We start from the raw sequence: 12,191 nt of genomic DNA, 5'->3' as shown, positions 1-12,191 counted from the left end.
CATCTGCAGGCCCTCCAGCGCTTGTCGGGGCTGAACGTGGCGCTTCCGCTTTTCCTTGTAACTTCTCTGTAACTCTACTTTTCTATTATTAACTCAAAGCTTTGCATGTTTTGATTTTAAGGATTAAGGGGGAAAAGAAGTGAAAGCATTTCGCGGAAAAGGGGTTTTATTAGGATTTCTTATTTTCATCATGATATTTACTGCAGCATGCAGCTCTGACAAAACCGAGGGAGATACAAAGGGGAACGGTGGAGAGGCTGAAAATAAGGACCCAATTAAAATTGGTGTTCTTGCATCCACAACGGGTGCGCTAGAGTCTTATGGCAAACAAACATTAAGGGGATTTGAGTTAGGTCTTGAATATGCAACGGAAGGAACCATGGAGGTTGCAGGAAGAAAAATTGAGTTTGTGGTTGAGGATACGGAAACGAAACCAGAAGTAGCTGTCCAAAAAGCAACCAAGCTTTTAGAAGAGGATGAGGTGGACTTTTTAGTAGGATCATCCAGCTCTGCGGATACATTAGCAGTCCTGCCGCTTGCTGAAGAATATCAAAAGATTATGATTGTTGAACCTGCTGCAGCAGATAGTATTACAGGATCAGAATTTAATAAGTACATTTTCCGTTCAGCTCGAAATTCCTCACAGGACGCCGTTGCTGGTGCAGCCGCGATTGCTGATGATGGTGTAAAAATTGCAACCCTTGCTCCAGATTATTCTTTCGGACGAGATGGAGTAGCAGCCTTTAAAGAAGCAGCGGAAAAACTTGGTGCAGATATTGTATTAGAAGAGTATGCAGATCCAGCTGCAACTGATTTTACTTCTAACATTCAGAAAATCATTGATGCAAAACCAGATTATTTATTTGTTGTTTGGGCCGGTGCAAACTCTCCTTGGAAGCAGATTTCTGATATGAAGGTACAAGATAAAGGAATCAAAATTTCTACTGGAGCTCCGGATATCGCAGCTTTGGCTACGATGGAACCGCTTGTGGGCATGGAAGGCTTTACTGTTTATTATCATGATCTTCCAAAGAATGAAATTAATAATTGGCTTGTCGCTGAACATAAGAAGCGATTCAACGGGGAAGTACCTGATTTATTCACACCAGGTGGTATGAGTGCAGCGATTTCAATTGTTGAAGCATTGAAGAAAACCGAGGGCGACGCCGACGCCGATAAATTAATTGAAACAATGGAAGGCATGAGCTTCGAAACTCCAAAAGGAAAAATGACCTATCGAGCAGAGGATCATCAGGCGCTTCAAGCCCTATATGCCATTAAACTAGAAAAGAAGGACGGCATACCATACCCAGTCCCTGTTTTAATGCGAGAATTAACCCCAGAAGAAACCGCACCTCCAGTCCGTAACTAAAAAGGTGCTATTTTAAAAATATGAGGGTTCGACCTGTTGTTATTTGGTCACCCTCTTCCTATTTCTATCTACTTGATTGGTGGTGAAAGCGTGACAACCTTAATTGAAACAGACAATTTATCGATTACTTTTGGAGGGCATACAGCGGTTGATTCCGTCAGCATCTCTGTCCCCGAAAAACATTTCAAATCCATCATTGGACCAAATGGAGCGGGAAAAACTACATTCTTTAATCTACTAAGCGGTCAATTGAGCCCGACGAATGGAAAAATATATTTTCGTGGTAAGGATATCACCAAACTATCTTCGACAAAGCGCACGAGAGAAGGAATTGGACGCTCATTTCAAATTACAAATGTTTTCCCGAATTTAACCGTCTTGGAAAATGTAAGGCTGGCAGTTCAGTCAAAAGCCGGAGTTCGCTATCAAATGTTATGGCATTATAAGAAATACCGTGAATTTGAACAAAAAGCGCTCGAATGGCTAAAGCTCGTGCTGTTAGACGATAAAGTGGACTCATTGGCAAGCAATTTGGCCCATGGTGAAAAAAGAAAGCTGGAAATGGCTATGCTCCTTGCGCTTGAAACCGAGGTGCTATTACTAGATGAACCCACTGCAGGTATGTCTTTAGAAGATGTTCCTGCCATATTAGAAGTGATTAAAAGAATAAAGGAACAAGGAAATCGAACGATTATTTTAATTGAGCACAAAATGGATATGATATTAGACTTATCAGACACTGTGATGGTGCTCTTTAATGGCAGACTGCTGGCGGACGGAACCCCTGAAGAAATTATGAAAAATGAAACGGTCCAATCTGCTTATTTAGGAGGTATGAGTGATGAGCAGCCTGCTGAAGCTTAATCATATTGAGACGCATATTGGACAATATCATATTTTACAGGGTGTATCGGTCGAAGTGAAAAAAGGTGAGGTGACAGTACTGCTCGGAAGAAATGGCGCAGGGAAAACAACAACCTTACGGACCATCATGGGCCTAAATCCAGCCTCAAAAGGAAGTATTGTCTACAAAGGAGAAGAAATCCAGTCTTTACCTACGTATACCATCGCTAAAAAAGGTATTGGATATGTTCCAGAAGACCAAGGCATCTTCTCTGGCTTGACAGTCGAAGAGAATATGAAAGTAGCGATTCAAATAGACAACGAGGAAACAAGTAAGCGGCTTGATTATATCTTAAATTTGTTTCCTGACTTAAAAAAGTTTTGGAAGAAACCTGGCGGGTTACTGAGCGGTGGACAAAAACAAATGCTTTCGGTCGCCAGGGCATATGTGAATGAAAATGAACTGTTATTAATTGACGAACCTAGTAAAGGATTAGCGCCTATTGTTGTTGAGAAGGTAATGGAGTCTATTATGCAAATGAAGGAACAAACAACCATTGTCTTGGTAGAGCAAAATTTTTATATGGCTAGTACTATCGGGGACTGTTTTTACATTATTGATGACGGAAGAACGGTAAGCAATGGTTTAATGAAACAGCTAAAAGAAGATGAGGAAATGAAACGAAAGTATTTAGGTATTGCCTAGGAAAGGAGGAAAGTTTGAATGGAGCTAATATTCAATTTAACATTAAATGGATTGGCAACAGGCATGCTGATCTTCCTATTAGCTGCAGGCTTGACGCTTATCTTTGGGTTGATGGATGTACTTAACTTCGCTCATGGCGGATTGTTTGCTTGGGGAGCTTACAGTGGTATATGGATTTATACCACTACAGGGAGCTTCGTTACCGGTATTATTGGTGCAATACTAACTGGTTTTATACTCGGAATTATTACTGAAAAGTGGATTATCAAGCCCGTTTATGGAAACCATATTCAGCAAATTTTAATTACCCTTGGCTTAATGCTAGTTTTATCCGAAATGCTTAAAGTTATTTGGGGACCAAACCAATTGACCGCTAATCCACCAGATTATTTACAAGGCAGCTGGGAGATTGGCAATATGATTATTATTAAATACCGAGTATTTATTATTGCCGTAGGATTACTTGTATTTGCAGGAGTACAGTTCTTGCTCAAAAAAACAAAAATTGGCTTGGTTGTCCGGGCTGGGGTTATGAATAAGGAAATGGTCCAGGCATTGGGTATAAATATCAAAAGGGTTTTTATGTTTGTATTTATGATTGGCTCCGGAATGGCCGCTTTAGGAGGAGTCTTATTCGGACCGTACTCAGGTGTTATTCACGCGGGAATGGGAATGGAATTTGCAATCTTAGCATTTATTGTTGTTGTTATTGGCGGGATGGGTAATTTCACGGGTTCTGTTATGGCAGCAATTTTAGTTGGGCTGTCTGGTTCGTTCATGGCATATTATGTACCGGAATTATCGTTAGCAGTAAATATGCTTTTAATGGCTGTTGTCTTGATTGTAAAACCACAAGGACTATTTGGCGGAAAGGGGTGAGAGGATGAAATGGATTGTATCAAATAGAGTGAATGCTATTTATATCATCATTGCTGCTTTTCTGCTGCTCTTGCCTTTCGTCTATGAGTCTAGAAACATGTTAATCCTTTTAACTCAAATTTTCGTGTTTGCCATTCTTGCGATGAGCTATGATTTATTATTAGGCTTCACTGGAATTGTCTCCTTTGGTCATGCAATGTTTTTTGGTATCGGGGCCTATTCGATTGGGATATTCATGAAGCGTTTTGAACCTACTATGATTCATTTTACTTATGCAGTATTGGCAACAATTTTGATTACAGCAATCGTCAGCTTTATTGTTGGCTTGCTGACCCTTCGGTTGAAAAGTCATTTTTACGCGATGTTAACAATGGCACTAGCGGGATTATTCTTAGTTTTAGCAGAAAAGTGGCGGACATTAACGTTTGGAAATGATGGATTTACCTTTCGGGTACCGGAGGTATTCATTGATCGTACTAACTTTTACATCATATGTTTAGTCTCAATGATAACAGCTTTTATGATCTTAAAACGCTTCACTAACTCCCCGCTTGGGAGAGTTTTGCAGGCCATTCGAGAAAATGAGCAACGAACTGAGTCTTTAGGGTATCAAGTATTACATTATAAGATTGCAGCTAGTGTCGTTTCTGGTGTATTAGCTGGAATCGCGGGAATCTTTTATGCGATGTCCCTCCGATACGTAAATACGAGTGTATTCACGATGGATATTACCTTAGATGCTTTATTAATGACCATTATTGGCGGTGTAGGTACCTTAGTTGGCGCCATTATTGGTGCAGGCTTAATTGAATTTGCTCATGATGGGTTAACAGAACTGGCAAAGGAGCACTGGATATTTGAGCGCTGGATTATTTTCTTTGGCATTATATATATTCTAGTTGTCATATTCTTCCCACTAGGTATTGTAGGAACATTAAGGAAATTCACCTGGAAACGAAGAAAGCAGGAAACGGCTGGTAAAAAAGAAAATTTAGCGAGTTAGGAGGAGGCTGAATGGAATCAATGCAAATTGCATCCTTCGTCGTTCGTTTTCAACTAGCGGCTGTTGAAAAAGAAACAGGAAAAAAACAATGGAGAATTAAAGTGACCCATGTGCAGGAAGAACGGGAAACTTTATTTGAGACAATTGAAGATGCGACCGCCTTTATGAAGTCAATGATAGAAGACTGTTAGTCAGGGGGTGAGAGGTTTGCAGATAGGAATTGTTAGTACAGGTCTTTACCTTCCAGATAAATACGTGACAGGTAAAGAGATAGCAGAGATGGCAGGTATCCCGGTACATGTTGTCGAAGGGAAGATGGGGATTAAAAAGAAACATGTACCTGGCCCTAATGATCATACCTGTGAAATGGGGATTATAGCTGCCAAACAGGCGATTGAAAGAGCACGAATAAACCCCTTGGAAATTGATGTTATCATTTATATTGGTGAAGAGCATAAGGAATATCCACTATGGACGGCTGGAATTAAACTCCAGGAAGCCGTTGGAGCTGTTAATGCTTGGGCGTTTGATGTTGCCTTAAGATGTGGTACTACTGTAATGGCGCTAAAGGTTGCGAAAAGCTTGATGATCGCTGATTCAACAATTAAAACCGTCCTGCTGGCAGGAGGATACCGTAATGTAGATTTCATAGACTACCAGAATCCGCGGACTCGCTTTATGTTTAACTTAGGTGCTGGCGGTGGAGCTATTCTATTGAAAAAAGATCATAACGAGAACGTTTTGCTTGAAAGTGAGCTAATCACCGACGGTTCTTTTTCAGAGGATGTGGTGGTCGTTTCTGGCGGTACAAAACATCCGATTACAAAAGAAGCAATAGACCAGCGCTTAAATATGCTGGATGTCCTTGACCCAGAGGGGATGAAGCAGCGATTGGAACAAAAATCAATGGTTAATTTTATTAAAGTAATCAAAGAATCTGTTAGAAAAAGTGGGTATAAAGAAGAAGAGATATCTTATATTGCCATGCTTCACATGAAAAAGTCTGCTCATGAATATGTATTAAAAGAATTAGGATTATCCCAAGAACAATCAATCTATCTGGAGGAATATGGACATATCGGTCAAATTGATCAAATCTTATCATTAGAGCTTGCACTAAAAAAAGGGAAGGTAACAGATGGTGACCTAGTCGTTTTTGTTAGTGCTGGGATTGGTTATGCATGGGGGGCATCTGCAATAAAATGGGGGAAGGTGAGGTAAATGGCTTTTGTAACAATTAAAGAAGTACAGTTAACAAATGGGGAAACAATCGCCTACCGTGAGCGGCATGGCGGGGAAAAAAAAGTGCTGTTAATTCATGGAAACATGACCTCTTCTAAGCATTGGGACCTTTTTCTAGAACATATGCCTGATGAATATAAGTTATATGCTTTGGATTTACGCGGCTTTGGATTGTCAAGTTACAACAATCTTATCACATCGATTAAAGATTTTTCCGATGATGTTAAGCTATTTGTGGATGAAATTGGCTTGAAGGACTTTGCCATTGTCGGCTGGTCCACTGGCGGTGCTGTAGCCATGCAATTTGCCGCCGATTATCACGGGTACTGTAATAAGCTTATTCTACTAGCGTCAGAATCTACAAGGGGCTATCCATTTGATGGGAAGCTGAGCGAAAACGATCTGCCTCGGAGATTTACATCCTATGAGGATATTAAGCGTGATTTAATTAGAACTTTGCCAGTACAAGCGGCCTATGACACAAATAATGTGGAACTTTTGAAATTGATTTGGAACGCTGTCATCTATACAAAAAATCAGCCGGCTCCAGAGCTTTATGATGAGTATGTTCAGGATATGAGAACCCAGCGAAACTTAGCGGAGGTACATCATTCTAACAATACGTTTAATATTAGTCATCATCATAATGGATTGGTTGAAGGGAACGGGCTAGTGGATAACATTAACGTACCTGTCCTAGTATTAAGAGGAGAACGTGATCTTGTTGTTACAGCAGAGATGACAAGAGAGTTGGTAGAGGACTTAGGACCAAAGGCTAAATTCGTTGAGTTGAAGGATTGTGGTCATTCACCACTTGTAGACGACTTACCGCAATTATTAACAGAGGTTACTAAATTCCTAAATACTGAGGTGTTCAAATGAGATTAAAAGATAAAGTGGCCATCATTACTGGAGCAGCTAACGGTATTGGATTCACTGCAGCTGAGACCTTTGCGAAAGAAGGTGCAAAGGTTGCTATGGCAGACTTTAACGTGGAACAAGGTGAAAAAAGAGCACAGGAATTAAGAAAAAAAGGCTATGAAGTAAGCTTTTTCCAAGTGAATGTTGCACAGCGTTCAAGTGTGGATGAAATGGTTGAGAAGGTCCGCGAAATTTATGGAAATATTAGTATCCTTATCAATAATGCAGGTATTACCAAAGATGGCATGCTGTCTAAATTATCTGCCGAGGATTTTCAAGCCGTAGTGGATGTTAATCTTACAGGAGTATTTCACTGTACACAAGCAGTATTACCATCGATGCTTGAAAATGGAAAAGGGAAGATTATTAATACTTCATCTGTTTCAGGTGTTTATGGGAATATCGGTCAAACGAATTATGCCGCAACCAAAGCTGGCGTGGTGGGTATGACGAAAACATGGGCTAAAGAGCTTGGCCGTAAAGGAATTAATGTAAATGCTGTGGCACCTGGCTTTATTGAAACGGGAATGACTGCCAAAGTGCCGGAAAGGATATTAGATCAAATGAAACAAATGGTCCCTTTGGCACGGCTGGGGAAGCCAGAGGATATCGCAAACGCCTACTTGTTTTTAGCATCTGATGAATCAAATTATGTAAATGGAACTGTCCTTCATGTTGATGGAGGAATCATGATGTAAGTTAAACAACGACCCTTTTTAAGGGTCGTTTTTTTGTTTTATGTCTTGTAACTTTGCTGTAACTGCCTTTTAGTAAGATATTGGCATCTAGTTGTGAAGGAGCGATTGTACGGTGAGGCGGGAACTCGATTGGCTGGAAAATAGAGCAAGATTATCACCAAATAAAAATGCAGTTATTCTTGATATTAATAATATGACATGGACTTATAGAGAATTAAATAATCGTTCATCCGCAGTAGCTGGGTGGTTAACGGGTCAAGGTGTAAAGAAAGGTGATCGCGTTGCACTGCTATCGCCGAATGACATCAGTTATTTTGATTTATTCTTTGCTTGTGGAAAAATTGGTGCCATTTTTGTTCCGCTAAATTGGCGTCTGTCAGTGCATGAATTACATGAAATTTTGTTGGATTGTACTCCAGTATTGCTTGGTGTTCATCGAAAGTTTGAGAATATGTTTACTGCCTTAGAATCCGCTGTACCTCAATCTTTTTATATTGGGGGGGCTGAGTACGATGAGATAGTGACAGGGAAAAATGATCATAAATTAATACGAGAAATTTCTGAACATGATCCTTTAGCAATAATCTATACAGGAGGAACGACTGGCAAACCAAAAGGAGTTGTATTGAGCCACCAATCTATACAATGGAATGCCATTAATACCATTCTCAGTTGGAACTTAACCCAAGAGGACGTAACCATCAACTATATGCCGATGTTTCATACAGGCGGACTAAATGCCTTATCACTTCCAATATTAATGAGTGGGGGAACGTTGGTTATTGCTGATCAGTATTCAGGACAAAAAGCGGTCCATTCCATACATCAATACAATTGTACGATTATTCTCCTTGTGCCTACCATGTACCATCTGCTTATTCAAACAGAAGAATTTCGGAAAAGTAAATTTCCATCCATGAAGATTTTCTTATCGGGAGCAGCACCTTGTCCATTACAAGTATACGAAGCCTTTCAAGAAAAAGGGCTGGCTTTTAAAGAAGGCTATGGTTTAACGGAAGCAGGACCGAATAATTTCTTTATACATCATGAAGATGCACAGGTAAAACGGGGTTCAGTTGGAAAGCCAATGTTATTTAATGACATAAAACTCGTTAAGGAAAAGGGTCAGGAAGCAAATGTAAACGAAGTTGGAGAACTTTTAATAAAAGGAAAACATTCTTTTTCGCATTACTGGAATAACGAATTCGCTACATTGGAAACGAAAAAAGATGGCTGGGTTCATACTGGAGACTTAGCGAAAAAGGATCAAGAAGGATTCCATTATATTGTTGGCAGAAAAAAGGATATGATCATCACAGGAGGTGAAAATGTCTACCCTCTCGAGATTGAACATTGGGTAGCCGCACACCCTGCAGTGGATGAAGTGGCAGTAATAGGGCTGCCAGATGACAAATGGGGGGAACTTGTTACAGCTTTTATCGTCACAAAACATTCTTATGTGATTGAGGAAGAAGAACTTATTAATTATTGCGAAAAAAAACTCGGAAGATACAAAATTCCAAAGAAGTTCATTCAACTAGAAGAACTTCCAAAAACACATGTTGGAAAAATCGATAAGAAGAAATTAAAAGAATTTAGTAGACAAACATAAAAGGAGAACCCCGAGTCCTCCTTTTTCTTTATTTTTGTGCAAGTTTTAAGGCAGTATCGGAGACATTTAAATCAACTTGAAGCTGTTCACTCAAGTCATGTGGATGATTATAAAAGTTATTCTCAAACCGTAAACAAAAAGGAGGCTGGAGTTCCAGCCTTTTTGTATGAACTAATTAAGGAGCTGATGTGCATTTTCAATAAATAATTTGGATAACATTGATTGTGTTTTGTTTAAGTTGTAAACAAGATAAAAATATCGTTCTTCATTGAATTCATTGATTTCATGAATCGTTAATAAATTTCTATCATAGTATTCCCTTGCTGCCATTTCTGAAATAATGGCAATACCGATATTTTGGAGTACAAACTGAATCAAACTTTGCCCATTTTCGGTATACGCTACAATATTCATTTGATCTTTTGATATCTGATTTTTTTTCAAGAATTTTTCGATGAGGGAGTTGGTTCCCGAGTCAGAGTTTCTCATAATAAAAGGGTAACTTAGCAGCTGTTGGATAGACACTGGTCCAACAAGGCCAGATTCTTTTGATGTGATAAGTACTAGGTTTTCTTTGAGTAAAGGGATATAACACAGTTTTTCATTTTCGTATTTTTCACCTAATATTCCAAAGTCTACTGAACCATTTAGAACTCGATCAGCTACATTTTTGGATGATGATTGGTTGATATGAAAAGTTGCTTTTGGGTATTGTACTCGAAATGATTTAACCATTTTTGGAATCATAAATTGCCCAGGTACAGAACTTGCTCCGATTCGAATCATTCCTCTAAGCTCTGTTACGCCCTCTTTTAAGTCAAGCATAGCCTGATCCTTTAGTAATAGAAGCTTTAAAGCCCATTGATACAAACGTTCTCCAGATGGAGTAAGAATGATTTCTCTCCCGACACGATCAAATAGATTTACATTTAGAGTCCTTTCCAATGACTGAATATGTGAACTTACGGTTGATTGACTTAAAAATATATCTTCAGCCGCTTTCGAAAAACTTTTATGTTCAACTACTTTTGTAAAAACAAACAATTGATGTAAATCCATTGGTTTTTCCCCTTTACTATATACAAGACCGATTTAAATTCATTGATAGAATAGATAAATTGAATTTATTTCATCATATCATTTTTTTATAATGAAAGTAATACTCTGATGGGAGCTGAATGGATGTCACTCCAATATGTACCAGACCTTATCTATGATGCAGGTAAAACCAGATATGAAGAACTCGTAATTAGCCTGACCTCCACTATGAAGGATTTGAATAAGGGAAATATACTCGAAATCATATCTACTGAACCAGGTTTGAAAGAAAAACTGCCATCCTGGTGCAGAATACAAACACATTTACTCCTTGAACGGAAAGATTTTGGAGAAAGTAGTTATTACTATATCGAAAAACGCTAAAAGACCTTTCGTATGGATAGGTCTTTTTTGTTTTTAAAAAGGAATATTTGCTATTTCGTTGTTAAACAATCAATATTAATAAGACAAAATTTTGTTAGAGATAGAGAAAGTAGGGATTTTTTTGCCTGATTTTAAATCGTTAGGTATTTCACAGTCAATTATAACTAAATTAAGGAGCTATGGTGTAGCGCAGCCAACTCCAATTCAAGAAAAATCAATACCAATTGTAATGGATGGAAAAGATGTCATTGCCCAAGCCCAAACAGGAACAGGAAAGACATACGCGTTCATACTGCCAATTCTAGAAAAAATAAATCCACAAGTGTCACATGTTCAAGCTCTCATTGTTACCCCGACAAGAGAATTAGCGTTACAAATTACGGATGAATTTCAAAAGTTAACAGATGATATTCCAGGAGTCGATGTACTTGCTGTATATGGTGGACAGGATGTTGAAAAACAGTTAAAAAGATTAAAGAAAAATGTTCAGATTGTAGTCGGCACCCCAGGCAGGCTCTTGGACCACATTAGAAGAGGAACAGTTCAGCTATCCGAAGTATCCTTTTTAGTTCTTGATGAGGCCGATCAAATGCTCCACATAGGCTTTTTGAATGAAGTGGTCGATATCATCAGTGAAACACCTATAACTCGTCAGACGATGCTTTTTTCTGCTACTATGCCAGAAGAGATAAGAACTTTAGCCAATAAGCATATGCGTAAACCGCAATATATCCAAGTGGAAAAAACGCAGGGCCCTGCTGAAAATGTTAAGCTGATTGCCATTCATACGACTGATAGAGCTAAGCAAGCAACACTTATTCAATTAATTGAAACATATCGGCCATATTTAGCTGTTATTTTTTGCAGAACAAAGAGAAGAGTCTCAAAGCTATATGAAGTGTTAAAATCACATAAATTTTTGTGCGATGAACTTCATGGTGATTTATCACAAGCTAAAAGAGAGCAGGTGATGAAACGTTTCAGGGATGGGGAAATTCAATTATTGATAGCGACAGATGTAGCAGCAAGAGGGCTGGACGTTGAAGGTGTAACACACGTATTTAATTATGACATCCCGCAGGATGCCGAAAGCTTTGTCCATCGTATTGGGAGAACGGGAAGAGCAGGTACAAAAGGACTGGCCATTACTTTTTACTCCACAGATGATCGTCCAACACTAGAGATGATTGAAAAAGAACTAAATATCAATATTCAAAAACAAAACATCGGCAATACTGAAGGTAATCGTAAAAATAGCCAAGAACCATCTAAACAAAAGAAATATACAGGAAAGCAAGGTGACAAACAGAAAGGAGCCAGCAGTACTAGGAGAGATAGTAAAATCTCGTCTAAAAATAGCTTGAAGTCTAAACAGGTGAAGGGCAAACAATCTCAATCGAATCAGGAAGGCGGCAGGCGGGATAGGAAAAGCTCCGCTTCTGGCCTTGCGAAAGGCAGGCGCAGCAAATAAACAAGGGACTGAATTTACTTTC

Annotated in this window: 13 protein-coding genes; 12 read left to right on the top strand and 1 reads right to left on the bottom strand. The window is 39.0% G+C overall.

Going from position 1 to position 12,191, the window contains the following annotated elements; translation table 11 throughout:
* The first annotated feature begins 190 nt into the window (after nt 1–190).
* The 10 genes from QNH29_RS24660 (at nt 191) to QNH29_RS24615 (ending at nt 9,276) form a co-directional block, all read left to right on the top strand.
* Nucleotides 191–1,372, top strand: a complete 1,182-nt coding sequence (locus QNH29_RS24660; RefSeq protein WP_283865735.1) for a substrate-binding domain-containing protein — start codon at nt 191–193, stop codon at nt 1,370–1,372.
* Nucleotides 1,373–1,462: 90 nt separating this feature from the next.
* A complete protein-coding gene (locus QNH29_RS24655; protein WP_283861904.1) occupies nt 1,463–2,236 on the top strand; it encodes an ABC transporter ATP-binding protein in 774 nt (257 codons plus the stop codon).
* Nucleotides 2,214–2,921, top strand: coding sequence for an ABC transporter ATP-binding protein (locus tag QNH29_RS24650; protein ID WP_283861903.1), 708 nt, complete (start codon nt 2,214–2,216; stop codon nt 2,919–2,921). The genes QNH29_RS24655 and QNH29_RS24650 overlap by 23 nt, the downstream gene beginning before the upstream one ends.
* An 18-nt stretch (nt 2,922–2,939) precedes the next feature.
* Nucleotides 2,940–3,800: a branched-chain amino acid ABC transporter permease gene (locus QNH29_RS24645; RefSeq protein WP_283861902.1), complete on the top strand. Its 861-nt coding sequence runs from the start codon at nt 2,940–2,942 to the stop codon at nt 3,798–3,800.
* Between the two features lie 4 nt (nt 3,801–3,804).
* Nucleotides 3,805–4,803, top strand: coding sequence for a branched-chain amino acid ABC transporter permease (locus tag QNH29_RS24640; protein WP_283861901.1), 999 nt, complete (start codon nt 3,805–3,807; stop codon nt 4,801–4,803).
* A gap of 11 nt (nt 4,804–4,814) precedes the next feature.
* Nucleotides 4,815–4,994 carry a hypothetical protein gene (locus QNH29_RS24635; RefSeq protein WP_283861900.1) on the top strand — a complete coding sequence of 60 codons (180 nt, stop codon included), beginning with the start codon at nt 4,815–4,817 and terminating at the stop codon, nt 4,992–4,994.
* Nucleotides 4,995–5,010: 16 nt separating this feature from the next.
* On the top strand, nt 5,011–6,024 hold the full coding sequence (locus QNH29_RS24630) for a 3-oxoacyl-ACP synthase (protein WP_283861899.1): 1,014 nt from the start codon (nt 5,011–5,013) through the stop codon (nt 6,022–6,024).
* A complete protein-coding gene (phaZ, locus tag QNH29_RS24625) occupies nt 6,025–6,927 on the top strand; it encodes an intracellular short-chain-length polyhydroxyalkanoate depolymerase (RefSeq protein WP_283861898.1) in 903 nt (300 codons plus the stop codon).
* On the top strand, nt 6,924–7,664 hold the full coding sequence (fabG, locus tag QNH29_RS24620) for a 3-oxoacyl-ACP reductase FabG (RefSeq protein ID WP_283861897.1): 741 nt from the start codon (nt 6,924–6,926) through the stop codon (nt 7,662–7,664). The genes phaZ and fabG overlap by 4 nt, the downstream gene beginning before the upstream one ends.
* Before the next feature lie 112 nt (nt 7,665–7,776).
* Nucleotides 7,777–9,276, top strand: a complete 1,500-nt coding sequence (locus QNH29_RS24615; protein ID WP_283861896.1) for an acyl-CoA synthetase — start codon at nt 7,777–7,779, stop codon at nt 9,274–9,276.
* Nucleotides 9,277–9,447: 171 nt separating this feature from the next.
* Here the strand turns inward: QNH29_RS24615 and QNH29_RS24610 are convergent, their stop codons facing one another.
* Nucleotides 9,448–10,335 (bottom strand): selenium metabolism-associated LysR family transcriptional regulator, encoded by an 888-nt coding sequence (locus tag QNH29_RS24610; RefSeq protein WP_283861895.1) that lies wholly within the window; start codon nt 10,333–10,335, stop codon nt 9,448–9,450.
* Between the two features lie 123 nt (nt 10,336–10,458).
* On the opposite strand from QNH29_RS24610, the gene QNH29_RS24605 reads away from it, so the two are divergent.
* Both QNH29_RS24605 and QNH29_RS24600 read left to right on the top strand, forming a co-directional pair.
* Nucleotides 10,459–10,698 carry a sulfurtransferase TusA family protein gene (locus QNH29_RS24605; protein ID WP_283861894.1) on the top strand — a complete coding sequence of 80 codons (240 nt, stop codon included), beginning with the start codon at nt 10,459–10,461 and terminating at the stop codon, nt 10,696–10,698.
* Nucleotides 10,699–10,819: 121 nt separating this feature from the next.
* Nucleotides 10,820–12,169: a DEAD/DEAH box helicase gene (locus QNH29_RS24600; RefSeq protein WP_283861893.1), complete on the top strand. Its 1,350-nt coding sequence runs from the start codon at nt 10,820–10,822 to the stop codon at nt 12,167–12,169.
* The last annotated feature ends 22 nt before the right edge of the window (nt 12,170–12,191 follow it).

This window comes from Neobacillus sp. DY30 (genome assembly GCF_030123065.1).
Lineage (GTDB): Bacteria > Bacillota > Bacilli > Bacillales > Cytobacillaceae > Neobacillus.
The sequence above is the reverse complement of the archived record's forward strand: the minus strand, read 5'-3'. Positions and strand labels throughout refer to the sequence as shown.